General features: G+C 38.8%; 11 protein-coding genes. 1 reads left to right on the top strand and 10 read right to left on the bottom strand.

Annotated features, from left to right (window positions below; all coding sequences use genetic code 11):
- Positions 1 to 279: 279 nt before the first annotated feature.
- The 7 genes from J2Y40_RS15115 to tsf all read right to left on the bottom strand — a co-directional run bounded on the left by J2Y40_RS15115 (position 280) and on the right by tsf (position 13,030).
- Positions 280 to 3,672: a T9SS type B sorting domain-containing protein gene (locus tag J2Y40_RS15115; protein WP_309999818.1), complete on the bottom strand. Its 3,393-nt coding sequence runs from the start codon at positions 3,670 to 3,672 to the stop codon at positions 280 to 282.
- 240 nt (positions 3,673 to 3,912) lie between these two features.
- Positions 3,913 to 6,798: a gliding motility-associated C-terminal domain-containing protein gene (locus J2Y40_RS15110; RefSeq protein ID WP_153396069.1), complete on the bottom strand. Its 2,886-nt coding sequence runs from the start codon at positions 6,796 to 6,798 to the stop codon at positions 3,913 to 3,915.
- An 81-nt stretch (positions 6,799 to 6,879) separates the two neighbouring features.
- Positions 6,880 to 10,215 carry a T9SS type B sorting domain-containing protein gene (locus J2Y40_RS15105; protein WP_309999816.1) on the bottom strand — a complete coding sequence of 1,112 codons (3,336 nt, stop codon included), beginning with the start codon at positions 10,213 to 10,215 and terminating at the stop codon, positions 6,880 to 6,882.
- Between the two features lie 249 nt (positions 10,216 to 10,464).
- The gene (locus J2Y40_RS15100) at positions 10,465 to 10,914 is read right to left on the bottom strand and encodes a hypothetical protein (protein WP_153396065.1); all 450 of its coding nucleotides are present in this window, start codon (positions 10,912 to 10,914) and stop codon (positions 10,465 to 10,467) included.
- A 62-nt stretch (positions 10,915 to 10,976) separates the two neighbouring features.
- Positions 10,977 to 11,405: a hypothetical protein gene (locus J2Y40_RS15095; RefSeq protein WP_309999814.1), complete on the bottom strand. Its 429-nt coding sequence runs from the start codon at positions 11,403 to 11,405 to the stop codon at positions 10,977 to 10,979.
- Positions 11,406 to 11,428: 23 nt separating this feature from the next.
- On the bottom strand, positions 11,429 to 11,923 hold the full coding sequence (locus J2Y40_RS15090) for a hypothetical protein (RefSeq protein WP_153396061.1): 495 nt from the start codon (positions 11,921 to 11,923) through the stop codon (positions 11,429 to 11,431).
- Positions 11,924 to 12,202: 279 nt separating this feature from the next.
- A complete protein-coding gene (gene tsf / locus J2Y40_RS15085; protein ID WP_153396059.1) occupies positions 12,203 to 13,030 on the bottom strand; it encodes a translation elongation factor Ts in 828 nt (275 codons plus the stop codon).
- Between the two features lie 143 nt (positions 13,031 to 13,173).
- Here tsf and J2Y40_RS15080 point away from each other — a divergent pair, with 143 nt between their 5' ends.
- Positions 13,174 to 13,890 carry a DUF6759 domain-containing protein gene (locus tag J2Y40_RS15080; RefSeq protein ID WP_153396058.1) on the top strand — a complete coding sequence of 239 codons (717 nt, stop codon included), beginning with the start codon at positions 13,174 to 13,176 and terminating at the stop codon, positions 13,888 to 13,890.
- Between the two features lie 68 nt (positions 13,891 to 13,958).
- On the opposite strand, the gene J2Y40_RS15075 is transcribed toward J2Y40_RS15080, so the two are convergent.
- The 3 genes from J2Y40_RS15075 to J2Y40_RS15065 form a co-directional block, all read right to left on the bottom strand.
- The gene (locus tag J2Y40_RS15075; protein ID WP_153396056.1) at positions 13,959 to 14,915 is read right to left on the bottom strand and encodes an acetyl-CoA carboxylase carboxyltransferase subunit alpha; all 957 of its coding nucleotides are present in this window, start codon (positions 14,913 to 14,915) and stop codon (positions 13,959 to 13,961) included.
- A gap of 48 nt (positions 14,916 to 14,963) precedes the next feature.
- Positions 14,964 to 16,475, bottom strand: coding sequence for a glutamate--tRNA ligase (gene gltX, locus J2Y40_RS15070; protein ID WP_153396054.1), 1,512 nt, complete (start codon positions 16,473 to 16,475; stop codon positions 14,964 to 14,966).
- A 359-nt stretch (positions 16,476 to 16,834) separates the two neighbouring features.
- The gene (locus J2Y40_RS15065) at positions 16,835 to 17,743 is read right to left on the bottom strand and encodes a glycosyltransferase (RefSeq protein ID WP_309999808.1); all 909 of its coding nucleotides are present in this window, start codon (positions 17,741 to 17,743) and stop codon (positions 16,835 to 16,837) included.
- Positions 17,744 to 17,757 lie beyond the last annotated feature (14 nt).

Raw genomic sequence — 17,757 nt, 5'->3', positions numbered from 1 at the left:
CCTTATAAGATGACGATTACAGGTTAAAGTTATATTAAACTTTTATAGTAAACTGTTAATGAATGTTATAAGCTTTTACAAATGAAGAAATGACTAACAGAAGAAGGACGGTTTTACCTGCCAGATGCTGAAATTAAGGGTTTGAAGAGGGAAGAAAACCCCATTGAATAGTATCATTTTTAGGATAACTTTCAGAAAGTATATATCCAACAATAATTTCTAATCTTTCTCTTCCTTCTTCCGGTCCGTTCATCTTATTTTCATTATATCGAATGCAGGCTATTTGTGTTTTACCAAAAGCCAGCTTGAATATTTCACCGAAATAGCGGATCCGTATTCTGTCCAGCTGATGAAGTACCAATAGGTAGCCGTAGGTACAGGTCTTCCGCCCAGTTTTCCGTCCCAGATGTACCGGTTGCTTGGAGTTCCTCTGAAGATCTCTGCTCCATACCGGTCGAATATCCTGAATTCCAGATTATCATTGGCCATTAAGGCTGAATAATCAATCTGGTCATTATGACCGTCATAGTTTGGAGTAATTGTATTGATCAGGTTGATCAAGGCGAACTCTTTTTTAACTTCCGCACAGTAGTTGGAATCTTTTACAAAAACAGTGTGGTTGCCTCTCGGTACATTATTGAAAACATTTGAACTCTGCCAGCTAACTCCATCCAGAGAATATTCATAAGGAGGAGTTCCTCCGCTTACGCCTACTGTAACAGTAGATCCGTTAATTTCAATTGAAGTGATCATAGGCAGTGGAGATTCTGACACCGTAACGTTCTGACGGTAAACACAACCATTGAAGCCAAGGTCTACCCAATAACTTCCCGCAGGAACATTGGTAATGGAAGGTGAAGTAGCACCTGTGCTCCACAGATAACTTTCAAATCCGGGGCCTGCATCTAAAGTCGTGGTGGCTTTAGGACAAATGATCTTATCTTTTAAAATATCTGATTTTTTAGGTACTTTAAGAGTAATTCTAATCGAGCCGACTTCAGGGCACACTCCGTTCTTTTCAAACCGGATATAATACGTCTGGGCAGCTGTGGTAACGGTCACCGATGCGGCTATCGGAGAGGTGTTATTCTGTGCATCAGCTAAAGTAGCATAGAAAGTATACGTAACACTTGGGTCTAATGTAAATGACGGAATAAGTGAAGCTAAACTGACTGTTTTTACTCCATCCAGATCGTCATCACAGAGAGTAACAGATGCAGCTGTAGTAATCAGTGGAACCCTTGCTCCGATACTGAATTTTAACGGCTTAATCACTGCAGCACATCCATCGGGAGAATCCACTCTTATATAAATCGTTGTAGCAGCGGTGTAGCTCCAGTTATTCGGAAGTGTATTGTTATTTCCCGCATTGGCATCAGTCAATGAAGCATAATACCTTACATTGGTAAAATAGGTCGGGTTATTCAATACAATGGCAGTGATAGCGGATAAGGTGATATTAACTGTTCCATCGAAATTATCATCACAGAAAACCCCTGTATAATTATCCTGAACAATGGCCAGATTATATAATGAAAGAGTGATCTGTGCTATACTTTTACATCCTATCGAATTTTTTACAACGGCATATACAATGGTTCCGTCAGGTGCAGTATAGGTATTAGGTGCTGTAATAAGGGCGGCTGCATTTTCAGTCTGCGCGTCGATAAGAGTTGGATAATAAGTAATGGTTACTGGTGAGTTATTGGTAACATTCGCGGTTGTCAGGTTAAAAGTTCCCTGCCCGTTGATATTACAGGCTCTGAGGGGTACATTGCTAACAGTTAGTGATTCTATATTAATGGTAACCGTTACCGTTTCACAATCTGTAAAAACAGGATCATTGCCGCAGAACGTGTACGTGAAGGTGTCCGTTCCGGAAGCTCCCGGGGTAGGGGTATAGGTAATTGCTCCGGTTGTTGGGTTTATTGTTGCGGTTCCTAGCGCAGGAGCTGTAGTAATAGCAATGGTAGAGACTACAGGAGTTTGTGCCGAGCTGCTGAATGTAGGAGTTATTGTCAGTGGAGTACAGACATTATAAGATACGGTAGTCAGTTTTGTACAATTCTGTACTTTAAATTGTTCTGTAATCAAAGGTGCACAGCTGCCCATCGTTACGGAACAGGTGTAGTATCCTGATTGTGTAGGCGTAATGGATGATCCGGTAGCGCCGGGAATAATCCCACCGTTGACATACCACTGGTAGGAGTCATAAATAATAGGATCTATTGTAAGTACAATACCGGGAACACAATCACCTCCGGATTTGAGAATAACCGGCTGTGTGGGAAAACCAGCAAAAAATCCTCCATATCCCACAGCATCACTTCCTGCTGTAATCCCAGCAGTAATAGCTTTGTCCGAAACAATGGTAATATTTCCTGAAACATTGGGAATGCCATAGGTAACCCAGTTGGTGGTTCCAGTCATGTTGAATGGTCCTGTTGTTGCGGGAGGAACTCCTCCGTTTACTGTAACACTGGCCCCTCTTTCAGTGATAAGGTTCAGTTTGGTAGGAATATTGAGAATACCCAGAGGATTGTTGTTAGAAAGAACATAATTTTCGTTGATGAAACCCAGCTCGTTGATCTGTTTGGGTAGATAGCAGTTCAGAGCCGGAATAAAATTGAAACCTCCGGTAGCTGACTCATTTCCGGTTGTGGAGTCTCCGGCAAGAATCTGATAAACATAAGCATTTTTGGACGTTCTGATATAAAGGTTATAATGGTTGTTTCCCTGGTTTTGGTATTTGGTATCAGGAATAACAAAATACTGCCCGGTATTTAAAGTAGCTACAGGCGGAATTTCATTATTGACATATACTAACGTGTTATCTTCAGTAGCAACAATAATAGCACCTTCCATATTAGCCCCTATACCACCGTTTCCTTTTACCAAAGCAAATTCACTTCCCAGCCTTTCAACAGGAACCGACTGATCCATTAAAATATCGGAGCTGGTTGTTATATTTCCGGAATATTGACCGTTAAAGTTTCCATTGGTGACATTTACGGGTTTATTAGCAGTAATCTTTGCACCAATAAATCCATCCGTATTTACGGTACCGAGACCATCTATAATATAGGACTGCCCTTTGTTCAGCGTGAAAGTCATCGTAGGATTGGTTGTTCCGGTTGTTCCGTTTGAAAATTGTACTGTAGGTTTATATCCGTTTACTGTAACTGTGGTATTGTCTTCTGTGGCAAGAATACTGGTCATAAAATTCAGTATGGGATTGGAAACGGAGATGGGAGCAGTGGTTACATAGAAGTTTTTTCCCGTAGACGGAATCCCTTTTGAGGTAATGATTTCCGCATGATTATAAACTGAAAACCTTAAATTGACATAAAAAGGAAATTCGGCTTTCAGATAGAGGCCTTTAGAGGTAGGCGTAAACAAATCCGCCTGTTGGGTAGTAATGATGTACGACCTTAATACGTCGAACTTCTGAGGATTATTTTTGCTGATATCTACAGTACCTATCAGGATATTATTATTGTAGATGCTGACTGGAAAAGAGGTAGTTCTGTTTGTTGATAAATAGAGCTTCTGATATCGATCAGGATTACCTGTTCTGTCAACCATAGGGGCAAACCAATGCTCTCTGTCCAGCTGGCCGGAAATAGAGGTGAAAATATAAAATATAAATAAAAAAGATAGAATTTTCTTCATTCAGATTACAGGTTTATCACAAATTTAATAATAAATTGTATTAATGCCTTAAAAAATAATAAAAACCACGATTTTAAGTTCGTGGTTTTGAAAGTTTTACTGTTTATCTGCTATTCCCTGTTTTGGCCAAGCTTCAGCCTGTATATTTTATGGCTGTCTGTTTTTATTATTGAGTTTACATTTAATACATAAAAAAACCACGATTTATAATCGTGGTTGAAATTCATAGTAAAGTTTCGTTTACTCTATATTTTTCACTAAAACCCATCCGGTATACTTAATTGGAGTCTTCTCTTTGTTAGATTCATTCCAGTTGATGTGATACCAGTACGTTCCGGTTAGTATTTTCTTGTCAAAGTGTCTTCCGTTCCATTTGTAGTTGTTGAATTTATCTCCGGTGAATACCTTATTTCCATATCGGTCATAGATCATGAAAGAAAGATTTTCTTTGTAAGATAATTCACTGTAGTCAATATAATCATTTTTATTATCACCGTTTGGCGTAATGGCATTGATCAGGTTCGGAACGGTAATTTCTACAGAAGTAGGATTACAGTTGTAAGCATCTTTTACATAGAATGTATGCTGTCCTCTGGTCAATCCTGTGAATATATTAGAATCCTGCCAGTTGGATTGTCCGTCTACTGCATATTTATAAGGAGCTTTACCTCCGTTGGCTATTACTGTTACAGTGGTATTCGAAATTTCTATCTGAGAGATCACCGGATCTTCAGCTTTTCTAACTCTTACAATCTGTGTTAAGAAACATCCGTTTTTACCCAGTATTACAGAATATTCTCCAACTCCAACACCCTGAATAGATGATGTTGTTGCTCCGGTGTTCCATAAATAGGAATCATATCCAGGACCTGCATCCAGGTTGGTTCTGCTATCGATACAGATATATTGATCTACCAGAATTGGTGATTTTCTGATAGGAAGAGGGGTAAGCGTAATTTTTGAAATGGCCATACATCCTTCAAGAGTTGTTACCTTAACAAAAACGATACCTCCGGTAGCAGGGAAATTATCAGCAGGGGTAATTTCATTGGTTCCGGCATTAAGGTCTGCCATTGTACGATAATACTTTTTAATAGCTAAAGTATAATCTGTGATGTCAGCTTTTGTAAGATCAAAATAAGCATAAGGAGCTACGTCATACCAGCAGGCTTTGATCTCTGCATCTTTTACGACGAACGGAACTACAGTAAGATTTAAAGTGATCTGTTCGCAATCTGTAAATTCAGTATCGTTACCACAGAATTTATAAACAATTTTATCCGGTCCGTTATAATTTGCTGTAGGAGTGTAAGTGATCGTTCCGTTAGGATTAACAACTGCAGTACCATTGGTAGGCGGAGTAACAATCACTACAGTACCAGGCACCGGAGTTTGTGAAGATGCTGTGAATGCAGGAGTAATCACTCTGGTTGCACAAATATTAAGAGCCTGTGTAGTTTCTTTTAAACAGCTGAATACTTTATAAATTGGGGTGGTAAGAGGTGGACATGTTCCCATGCTTACTCTTACAGTATAGTTTCCTGAAAGCGTTGGAGCATATACGTTGGTTGTTGCTCCAACGATGATATTTCCATTTCGGTACCACTGGTATCCTTCATAGCTGTCATCCACTTCCAATATGATTCCCGGGGCACATTCTCCGGAACGTTTTGTAATAACAGGAATTGAAGAGAATCCTGCAAAATAACCTCCATATCCTACAGCTCCACTTCCTGCAGCAATCCCTGCAGTAACGGCTTTTGTAGAAGTAACGGTGACATTTCCGGTAACATTAGGAATGGAGTAAGATACCCATGCTGTAGTTCCGGCTACAGGGAAAGGTCCCTGTGCTGCTGTTGGGTTGGTAGGAGGGGCTCCGTTGGCTGTAACGGTAACGGTAGCTCCCGCTTCAGTCAGGATATTTAATTTTACATTTTTAGCCCCGCTACTGCTGGTTTCCGGAAGTTCTTCTATTTTTCCTATCTCATCAATTCTTCTTGGAAGGAAACAGTTTAACGGTGGAATATAATTGAATCCTACCGTTGCCTCAGTATTGAGAAGCCCGGCAAGCATCTGGTATACGTATACATTTTTTGACGTTTTGATGTGCATATTCAGGTGCCCGCTTCCCTGATCGATATAAGGGTTAACAAATGTGCCGTTTGGACCCTGCCCTGCTCTCATCCACTGTCCTTCATTAAGAACCTGAACAGGAGATGTTGATCCGTTCAGGTAAACTTCGGTGTTATTTTCTGTGGCTACAATAAGTGCGTCTTCTATTCCTTTAGTGGTTCCACCATTTCCAATTACCATGATGAATTCATTTCCTAATCGGTCTGCGGGAACAGACTGGTCCATCACAATATCTGATGAAAGAGCGGAAGTCGCCGGAAGGGCAAACTGACCATTGAAATTTCCGTTGGTGACAGAAATCGGTTTGTTGGATTCTATTTTGGCACCGATAAATCCGGCTGCATTGGTTCCGTTGTTCATCTGTCCTTCAATGATGTAGGACTGCCCTTTATTAAGAGTGATGTTCATCGTGGGAACAGTAGCTCCTGTTGTACCATTGGTAAACTGAACACCCGCATCATATCCTGTAACAGTGATCGTTGTATTGTCATCTGTAGCCATAATCCCTGTCGTAAAATTAAGGTACTGCATCAATGATGATGACGCAAGTACAGGGGCTGTAGCTACATAAAATTTAGTTCCGATACCAGCTTTACCTTTAGAGGTTAATATTTCCCCATGACTGGTTACACTGAATCTGTAATTGGCGAAAAATGGTTTTGTTCCTTTAACATACAGACCCTTGTTTACCGATTTGAAGAGTTCTGTAGAAGTTGAAGTAGTCATTACTGCTGTAGCTACATCATATGTTTTAGGGTCGCCTTTACTGATCGTTCTTGTTGCCAGCAGCTGATAGCCGGTAGCATTTCGGCTGTAGATTTCTACATCAAAAGGAGTGGTAGAATCTGTAGACAGATATAATGCCTGTTTAGCAGACGATAGAGCAAGTGATCTTGCGGCCATAGGAGCAAACCAGTGTTCGGTGTCCCTTTGTGCAAAAACCATATTTACCGTCAAAAAAACCAATACTAAGCTGAGTAGAAATTTTTTCATGTGTATGGGATTAGGATTTCTACAAAATTAAAATAATATTTCAAATAGTGTTAATGAAATGTAAATAAAAGTTAATTTTTATCATCGATTTTTAATTAAAAGCCATCCGGAATAGGAAACTGATAATTTAGTATCAGGTTCTGTCCATCGTATTACATACCAGTAAGTTCCCGTAGGAATACTGCGTCCGCTCACTTTTCCGTCCCAAATATAATTTTTGTCTGCCGAACGGTAAACAGAAGCACCATAGCGGTCAGCTACTTCTATGCTTACATTATCTTTTATTTTCAGCTCAGAATAGTTAAGAACATCATTAATTCCGTCTCCGTTCGGAGTGATGGTATTCACAAGGTTGATCACTAAAAATTCTTTAGAAACAGGAAGACATCCGTCTGCTCCCAGCACATATACTTTATGAATTCCTCTTGACAAGTTCATGAAAACATTAGAAGGCTGGTAGTTGAATCCATCAAGGGAATACTGATAAGGAGGTGTACCTCCGGTTACATATACTGTTGCCGTAGACCCCGCCAGGTCTATTCTGGTAATGGTAGGAGCCTGTGCTGTTGTTACTTTTACATACTGGCGGTATACACATCCGTTGAATCCAAGATCTACATAATAGTTTCCTGCTCCTACCGTAATTGTTGGAGTAGTGGCACCAGTGCTCCATAGATAAGACGTAAATCCGGGACCTGGATTCAGGATTGCTTTATCATTAGAACATACCACCTGATCGTGCAGTGTTTCAGATTTTTTAGGGGTTTTTAAAGTAAGCTTCAGTGTACCGGTATTGGGACATCCTGTAGTACTTTGAAATCTTATATAGAAAGTATGTACAGACGTAATATTCTGATTTGGAGAAATAGCGTTCGTTCCTGCCTGCGCATTGGCCAGCGTAGAATGGAATGACAGAACAATATTAGGATCCAGAGTAAACAGGTTCTTATAGTCATTAAGGTTAACTGCTTCCGATCCGCTAAGATCATTATCACAGATATCAGCCACTGCGTTTGCTGTGATCAGTGGAATTTTGGCTCCTATCGTAAAATTGATCTGTCCAAAAGCTGAAGGGCAGTCGCTTACATTGGAAAATACCCTTACATATACCGTTGTATTGGCAGTGTATGTCCAGTTCGAAGGAAGGTTATTATTGTTTCCTGCGGTAGCATCAGCCTGGGTAAGGTAATATTTTACAGTGAAATTGGCAGAATTAGCTACAATCTGAGGAGTTACGTTATTGAAATTAACATTAATGATCCCATCAAAATCATCATCACAGAAATTCGCGTTGAAATTGGCTGTATTGATATTAGGGGAAAGATTTTGAGTTAAAGTGATTTGTGCTGTTTTGCTACACCCGAATGAAGATGTAACATTAACGTAGATTGTTCCCGCAGGACCTGTATAAGTCGTAGGAATAGTAATCTGACCTGTTAAGTTAGCATTGGTAAAATACGTTGCTGTAGTACCAGTATCCGGAGTAACAACAGCCGTTGTAAGATTATAAGTCCCGTTTCCGGTAGCTCCCGCACAGGATGACATCGTAGCATTTTGCGTCTGAAGAACATCAATATTCATGTTGACTTTGAAATATTCAAAATCAGCAGGATTTCCGTTTCCTGAGATATAATAGGTGAATGTATCCGTTGCATCAGCCGTAAGACCCGGATTAGGAGTGTATGTAATCTGTCCGTTAGCCGGATTTATAGCTACAGTTCCATTGGTTGGCTGTACGATGATGCTGGTTTGGGAAGGATTAATGGTCTGAGTTGAATTGGTAAATACAGGAGTAATCACTTTCGTATTACACGAACCGATATCATATATTGTGGTTGAGATGGGCGGACATAAAGTATATTCATACTCATAAGTCATTCTGGATTCACAGTTGTTCTTTGTGATGTAACAGGTATAGGTTCCTGCTCCGTATAGCTCAGGATTAATAAAGTATGTGGTGGCTCCGTTAATAGGATTTCCATTAAAATACCATTGGTAAGAATCATAGCTGCTGTCTACTTCAAGACGAACCCCGGTGTAACAGTCTCCGGTTTTGGTAATCGCTGGTACTGAAGAGAATCCGGCAAAATAACCTCCATATCCTACGGCTCCGTCTCCTGCTGCGATACCTGCAGTAACAGGTTTTGTAGAAGTTACCGTTATCGTGTTTGAAACATACGGTATAGAATAAGTTACCCAGTTCGCATTTCCGGCTACAGGATAGGGACCGGTAGAAGCTGCAGGAGTAGCTCCGTTAAAGGCGACTGTTGCACCTGCCTGCGTAATGATATTAAGTTTGGTATCAAAATAATCAACACCAATTCTGTTGATAAACCCTATTTCATTGATCTCTTTAGGAAGAAAACAGCTTAGTGGCGGGATAAAGTTCATTCCTCCTGTTGCATAAACAGTATTTCCTGAAGTTCCTGCAAGAAGCTGATAGACATAAACATTGTTATTGGAGGAAATGCTCATATTATTTCCCTGGGTGCTGTAGTTGGTTCCCGGGATAATTCGGTGTTCTCCGGCGTTCAGGGTAACGGTGTTACCAGGGTTTCCGTTGATGGTAAGGACAGTTCCGTTTACCGTACCGATGACCAATGCGGCTTCCATTCCGGAGGCAGCCGGCCCGTTTCCTTTTACCAGTACAAAATCTTTACCTAATCTTTCTACCGGAACAGCCTGATCCATCAGTACATCAACATTCGTACTGTTCTGAGTAGTATAGATGCTATTGAAATTCCCGTTCGTTACAGAGATCGGTTTTGTTGCTGTGATCTTTGCTCCGATCAGCCCTCTTAAATTGGCTGTGGAGAGTGTACTTTTAGCTTCAATAATATATGATTTACCCTTGTTAAGAGTAAAGGTTCTTGAAGCAGCCGAAACACCGTCAGAGAAAACAACACCAGGGTTGTATCCTGATAAAGTCACTGTAGTATTGTCTTCTGTAGCAGTAATTCCCACCGTTGAGTTAACGTGTTCTTTTGCTGAAGTAACAGGAGCTGTTCCTACGAAAAAGTTTTTTCCGATACCCGCTAGTCCTTTTGATGTAATAATTTCAGCCTGATTAGGAACCGTAAACCTGAAATTGGCAAAGAATTTTTTGTTTCCTTTTACATACAGTCCCATAGAATTGGATGTAAAAAGGTTAGACAGGGTAGAGGAAATCATGTATTGATAAGGAACCGTTACCTGGACCGGATTTCCTTTGCTTACCTGTACGGTAGAAAATACAGTGTTGTTATTATAAACCTGAACCTGGAAAGGTGTAACTTCATTGGTAGACAGATATAAATAACATTTTGGAGTTCCCTGAAGAGAACTTGCGGACATAGGAGCAAACCAGTGCTCTGTATCTAATTGTGCATTGACTAATAAACAGAAAAATGTACAAAAAGCGAGTAGAAATTTTTTCATGCGTTACTATAAGGGCCGCAAATTTAAGCATTAATAATCAATTTTTTATAGAAAAAAATTAAACAATTGATCTTTATTGATGGATTGTCGAATATTTAAAATTTACGTCATATTTTGTTAACACCAATAAATCTTTCTTCGGTGATGAACAATAAAAAAAGAACCCATTTTCAGGGCTCTTTCAATTGATTAATAGCATACTTTCTAGGTTGACGGCAAATCGTGCATTCTTGCTTCCTATTTATCGCCTTATTTTTTCTTCAGTTTTCCTATGATCGCTAAAAGTGATTTCCGGTTTTTAGCTTCATGATAAAACTTGGGAAGTTTTTCAAGAAGTGTAAAATGAGTACGGTCTTTATGTTCCCGGAGATCAGCCGCAATATACTTTTCCAAGTATTCCAGATGGCTGCCGTTATAAGCACAGAATACATCATCTTTAAAAGAATGCTGAAGCCAGAGCTCTGCTCCAAAGTAAACATGAGCGGCTCTTATAATGAGTGTTTTGTATCCGAAAATGCAAGATTCCATGGTGGTTTCTTTGTTATAACCACAACCGGGACAGTACAATCTTGCTTTTTTCTGTTCCTTCTCAGTTTTGGCCAATGCTTTCTGCTCACAAACGGGGCAGACTACCCAGACTTCATCATAGAAATCGGAAATTGTTTTATTCTGATCGGTGAAACGGGTTTTATCAGACATTTTTTGTGGAATATAATGGATTTTGAATTAATCCTGATGGGACTATTATTTTTTACCGGTGATTACAGCACATTGACTTTTCCTTGGGCTGTGACAACATAAATTTTGATGACGTTACCGGATTTTTCATTTTTTATTTCTACTGTACAATAGGTGTTATATGCCTTTTTTGTACCAAGATTTAAGTTTTGAGCGTGTACCAAGGCTTTAAATTTAATATTTTGTGCTCCTTTGTTTAATGTGATCTTAATGTTTTTCACTACAAAATTAGAAGGCGCTTTTTCTAAGGTAGTAACATCAAACGTACATACGGCTTCGGTGTTATCAATATTCTTCTGAACACTGTATTTCTTTTCCACAGCATTAGAAAAACCTTCCGGTAGCTGAATGTTTTGATCCATCAGGAGAAAATTGTCAGGAGTTCCTGAAGGTTGACAAGCTGTAAATAAAAGACATAACAGCAGTACAATAAAAGAGGGGGTGATTTTCATGATTTATTTTATTTGTTGGTTATTTAATCATACCAGTGAAGGATGCTGATGGTGTAGCCATCATTTGCAAAAGCTTTCAACAGGGCTTTGCCAAGATATTCATTTTTCAGGGTCTGTCTTATTCCTGTGAAGAACATACTTCCCGTATTCTCATATCCCGGGATGTCCTTATTCTTTCCGGTATAATGTCGTATTGTCTTTACTGCGTCCTGCCGGGTTTTAAATACGACATTAATATCCTTGGCCACTCCGGTGATTTCAGAAAGAAGAACTTCCTGCTTTTCTATATAATGAAAGCTTCCGTTCGTTTCTATTTCTATAGATAAAATGCCGTTATGTAGTTGATAGGGAGCAATTATTTTTAAAGTATCTTCAAAACGATTGGACTTTAACTGCAATTTTAGATCTTTCTTCAGGTAAAGATTCAGGATTTGTACTGTGGCAGCTTTCTGGGAAAAGAAGAATGATCCCGTTAAAATAGACAGTATTAGGATATATCGATGGATAAGATATTTCATGTCTGGCTGTTTATAGCAAATCTACGCCTTCACACCGGTAAAAAAAATACCCCGAAAGAGGTAGGTTTGAAATTAAGAGAAAAAAGGAGGACGTTATAAAGATCAACCTCCATAAATTTTTTATAGCTATAAATAATTAAAAAGACATCAATATTCAATAGAATGGGCTTTAGCCCTATCAGAGGAGTCTAATATTCTATGCAATTAATCTACGATTAAATAATAAAAAAGCCCCGAAGCAATGAGCTCCGGGGCATATGTTTTTCTGAATAAGATGAATTAAGCTAAGCTTACTCTTACGAATCCAGTTACTTTAAGGTCTCCGTTTACAGATTTTACATAATCAGCAACTGAGATACTTGGATCTTTAATGAAATCCTGGTGTACCAAAGTATTGTCTTTGTAGAATCTCTGCATTTTACCTTTTAGGATGTTATCGATAATGTTTTCAGGCTTACCTTCTTCAACAAGTTTATGTCTTTCGATTTCTAATTCCTTGTCAATAGTTTCCTGAGAAACAGCATTTTCATCCAAAGCGATTGGGTTCATGGCAGCAATCTGCATAGAAACAGCTTTAGCAGCTTCGTCAGCTCCGTCTACTTTTGCAGAAAGAGAAGTGATTGCAGCAATTTTGTTTCCAGCGTGGATGTAAGCACCTAAGAATGGTCCTTCGATTCTTTCGAAAGTTCCGATCTCGATTTTCTCACCAATAACACCTGTTTGCTCAATTAATTTCTCAGCAACAGTAAGACCGTGGAAATCTGTAGCTAAAAGCTCTTCTTTAGTAGCCGCGAAAATAGCCATTTCAGCTAATTCGTAAGCAAGCTCGATGAACGCTTCGTTTTTAGCAACGAAGTCAGTTTCGCAGTTTAAAGAAATAACAGCACCTAAAGTGTTGTCTTCGTTTACTCTTGCGATTACAGCACCTTCAGAAGACTCTCTGTCAGCTCTGTTAGCAGCTACTTTCTGTCCTTTTTTTCTAAGGATATCTACAGCTTTTTCGAAGTCTCCTTCAGCTTCAACTAGAGCTTTCTTGCAGTCCATCATACCTGCACCTGTTTGGTTTCTTAATTTCGCTACGTCTGCAGCAACTGGTGTATAAGACATAATATCTATTATTTTTTATTTAAGATTAGTATTAATTTTTAGCTTAATTTTAAAGCAGTGCAAAGATAATAATTTTAATGATAAACTAAAAAATGACTTTTCACGTTATTCATATATTTAATACTATTTTAAAGCCTTGATTAATGAAAAAAATCTTTCTACTCATATTTCTATGCATTTTTACCTTAGGTTTCTCGCAAAAAAAGAAAAAAACGAAATCTAAAGCGGTTGTGGAAAAAGAAACGGTGATCATCTATACGGAACAGGAAGCTGAAACGTCAAAAGAGCCGAGAATAATTGCAGGTTTCCTTAAACAGAATCCCGGACATGCCAGAACCGATTTCTTTAAAAGAAAATTGGTGGAGATCATTCTTGCAGATAATTCATCTTCGGAAACGAAACCTGCTATTATGGCGGTGGGAAGAGAAAAAACAGAAAATAGTGCTAAAAATACCGAAGTAAAAAGCGGAAAAACATTAGCATCCAATACTTCTTCACCTGCAAAAACTGAAAGAACCGTAAACTATGCCTCTGCAGGATCATTGAAAAGTGCAGGATCAAGTAAATCTGAACCAAGTGATGAAGCTAAAAGAACAGCTGCCATGCTTACCCATCTTTTTAATAATGATGCGGGAAAAAATGAAGCTTATGTAAATATCAGAAATAAATCCAGCTGTCCACTGGTCATAAAGATCAATGGGAAAAAAGCGTACAGCATGAATGTTCCGGCCAAAGGACAGAATTTTATCCTGATTGATAAAGGAGAATATGTACTGAGTACGTCCATCTGCGATGCGAAATATTCTTCTTCGAAAAAAATTACTCAGGATATTGAGCTGGTACTGAATATAGCAGAATAGAAATAAATTAATAAGAAGAAAACTAAAGTAAAAACGGTTAAGAAATTTTTCTTAACCGTTTTGTTTTTTTATCCTTTAAACTGTCCCATCGCAATGAATTTCTCTTGTCTCTGGGTTTCAAGCTCCTGTCCTGTGAATTTGGAAAAAGCTTTGATATTCTGTAAAATAGAATTTTTCAGGTTTAAATAAGTGGTTTCAGGGTCATAATGAGCACCTCCAAGCGGTTCCTCAATGATTCCGTCAATAAACTTTTCTCTTAAAGCATCTGCAGGAGTAAGGTTCAGTGCATTGGCTGCATCTTCCTTGTGGTCCCAGTTTCTCCATAAAATAGACGAGCAGCTTTCCGGAGCAATTACTGTATACCACGTATTTTCCAACATATATACTTTATTTCCTACGCCAATTCCTAATGCACCGCCACTGGCTCCTTCTCCAATAATATAAGTGAAGATCGGAGTTTTAAGCTGTACCATTTCAAAAATGTTTCTGGCAATAGCTTCTCCCTGGCCTCTTTCTTCAGCTTCTAATCCTGGGTAAGCCCCTGGGGTATCCACTAAAGTAATGACAGGGATATTGAATTTCTCAGCAAGCTTCATCAAACGTAAAGCTTTTCTGTATCCTTCCGGATTCGGCATCCCGAATCTTCTGTGCTGTCTTTCTTTGGTCGTTCTTCCTTTCTGGGTTCCTATGATCATTACTTTCTGACCGTCAAGAGTAGCTAAACCGCCAACCATTGCAGGGTCATCAGCGAAATTTCTGTCTCCGTGAAGTTCTAAGAAGCTGCCTTTGTCTGTCATTCCCTTGATATAGTCCAATGCGTATGGACGATCCGGGTGACGGGACATTTGTACTCTCTGCCATGGAGTGAGGTTGCTGTAGATTTCTTTTTTCTTTTCTAAAATCTTATCCTCAATCTGGCTGCATGCTAATTTTACATCAACACCACTTTCTTCTCCTACTAAAGAACAAGTCTGAAGTTGATCCATTAGTTCTTTGATAGGAAGTTCGAAACTTAAATATTCCATTTCTTGAAGTAAATTAAATCTTTCAAATTTATGAAAAATTATGGGAACCTATTTAAAATTATTGATAGCATTGTTTATTCTGGAGATACTTTCCTCTTTTCCAAGGGTTTCCAGAATGTCCGGAACATCTGGTCCTTTCAGTTCTCCCACTAAAGAGAGGCGTAAAGGCATCATAACTTTTCCCATTCCCAAGCCTTTGCTGTCTGCAAAATCGTGAACAACCTGTTTTAAAGCTTCTGCGTTGAAGGTTTCCGTTCCGTTTAGTGTTTCAGCAAGATCACCTAAAATAGCAGATGTTTCCTCGTTCCATGCTTTTTTGGATGCCTTTTCATCATAAGATACCGGAGCTTCGAAGAAAAATTTTCCGCTTTCATAAATATCTTTAGGGAAAGTGGCTCTCTCTTTCATCAGGCCAATCACTTTTAGTAGCTTCTCATCTGAAGCACCAGACAGATCAAGGTCCGTATTTTTTAAGATCTGAAGAAGCTCTTCATTAGATTTCATCTGCATGTACTGGTGGTTGAACCATTCCGATTTTTCTTTGCTGAATCGTGCACCTGCCTTATGTACTTTATGAAGGTCAAATTCTTTGCACATTTCATCCAGAGATAAGATTTCTTTGTCGTCAGCAGGAGACCACCCAAGAAGGGCAACCATATTGATGAAGGCATCAGGAAGATAACCGTTCTCTCTGTACCCTTTAGACACAATACCTGTTACAGGATCTTTGAAATCTAGTGGAAACACCGGGAACCCGAATTTATCACCGTCTCTTTTACTTAATTTCCCTTTTCCTTCCGGCTTTAGAATTAAAGAAAGGTGAGCAAACTGAGGCGCTTCCCAGCCCATTGCCTCGTATAATAAAGTATGCAGCCCCAGAGAAGGAAGCCATTCTTCCCCACGAATCACGTGGGAGATTTCCATTTCATGGTCATCAATGATGTTGGCAAAATGGTAGGTCGGCATTCCGTCATTTTTTACCAGAACTTTATCGTCAAGGGTATTGGTATTCACAGAGAATTTTCCTCTGATGATATCCTCAAGGTTCAGAATACGGTCTACCGGCATTTTAAATCGTACCACATACGGTGTTTTATCAGCCAATAACTTTTGAAGTTCTTCCTCAGAAAGAGCAAGACTGTTTCTCAGTCTGTTTCTGGTTTTATTGTCATAGGAGAAAACATCACCTTTTGCCTCGTATTCCGCACGGATGGCATCCAGTTCTTCAGGGGTATCGAACGCCAGGTAAGCATAGTCTGTTTTTAAGATCTGCTCGGTATACCGGTCATAGATGTCTCTTCTTTCAGATTGTCTGTAAGGGGCAAATTTTCCTCCTTTTTTAGGACTTTCATCCGGGATAATTCCACACCATTCCAAAGCTTCTTCAATATATTCTTCAGCTCCTTCTACATATCTTGCCGTATCTGTATCTTCAATTCTCAATACAAATTCTCCGCCCTGGTTTTTGGCAAAAAGATAATCATATAATGCGGTTCTTACGCCTCCTAAATGCAAAGGTCCTGTTGGACTTGGAGCAAAACGTACTCTTACTTTCTCCATTTTAATTAAAATTTTGGTGCAAATTTACTTAAAATTATGCGTTTTTAAAGATGATTTATAAATTGGTTTCAGGCTTTTTACGGCTTGTGAACATAAAAAAGATGAAGTTAAAAATAACTCTATCCGTTGTATTTAACCTCAGAGTTCGGGATAATCGGGATAATAACATCTGATAGATGCAGGTTTGAAGTCGGATGATGGAAGAGGGAAGTTATGAAAGTCATCAAGAGCAAATATTGATCTGTTTTTATTTAACTTTCCGGAGGCTTTCAATACCTATAACTAAAATTAACTTCCAGCCTGCTTCTTCCATCTTCCGGTCTTTTAAATTTAAATTCCTTAACCCGAACTCACGTTATTTATTTTTTTAACATAAGCAGTTTAAAGAACAGAACCGGATTTTTGTATTTGATCCTGTATTTTTCTTTTTTCCATTCCATCTGCAATTTCTTCTTTTCGGATTCTGATTGCGTATCAGAAAGTAAAACCTCATATTTGAAATGAAGCAGCTGGAGTCTGTATTTCTGATCAAGGCCTTTATCGGCTTTGATATAATTCAGGTATTTTCCTGTCACTTTTTTATACGAATCTTCCATCAGTTTCCAGTTTCTCGATAAACTGGTTGAAAGAATTCTGTAATAAAATAATTTTTTATCGATAAACCCTATCTTATAACCTTTGGAAGTAAGTCTCAGATTCATGTCCCAATCTTCGGTATTGATGTTTTCATCAAACGGATATTGTACCAGAAGTTCTCTTTTTACAAAAGTTCCTACATTGGCAGTTCTGTTTTCAGCAACATTTTCGTGAAAAAAATTCTCCATGCTGTCCATTACTCTTTTCTTTTCTTTATGAGTATAGACTTCTGTTATTTTATCCTCATCCTGGTAATATCTATACCCATCTGAAAGGATAAAGTCAACAGTATTTTTTTCGATGAAAGCCACCTTTTCTGCCAGGCTGTCCTCCGTATACCAGTCGTCTCCGGAAAGAAGGGAAACATATTTTCCTGAAGCCTGTGCAACTGCTGTATTGATATTTTTAGCAACCCCAAAACTCTCAGTATTCCTGATCAGCTTATAATGTTGAGTAAACTGCGAAAGTACCCGTTCTGCATTTTCAAATGTTTTGTCTGTGGAGGCATTATCCAAAAGAATGATCTCATAGTTGGGATAAGTCTGTGAAATAGCAGACATACAAGCCTGCTCAATAAACTTTTCATGGTTCATTGTGATGATAACAAGACTTACAAGAGGCGGATTATTCATGAGGCAAAGGTACG

This window comes from Chryseobacterium sp. 2987, assembly GCF_031456375.1.
Classification (GTDB): Bacteria; Bacteroidota; Bacteroidia; order Flavobacteriales; family Weeksellaceae; genus Chryseobacterium; species Chryseobacterium vaccae.
This window is presented reverse-complemented; position numbering and strand designations above follow the sequence as displayed.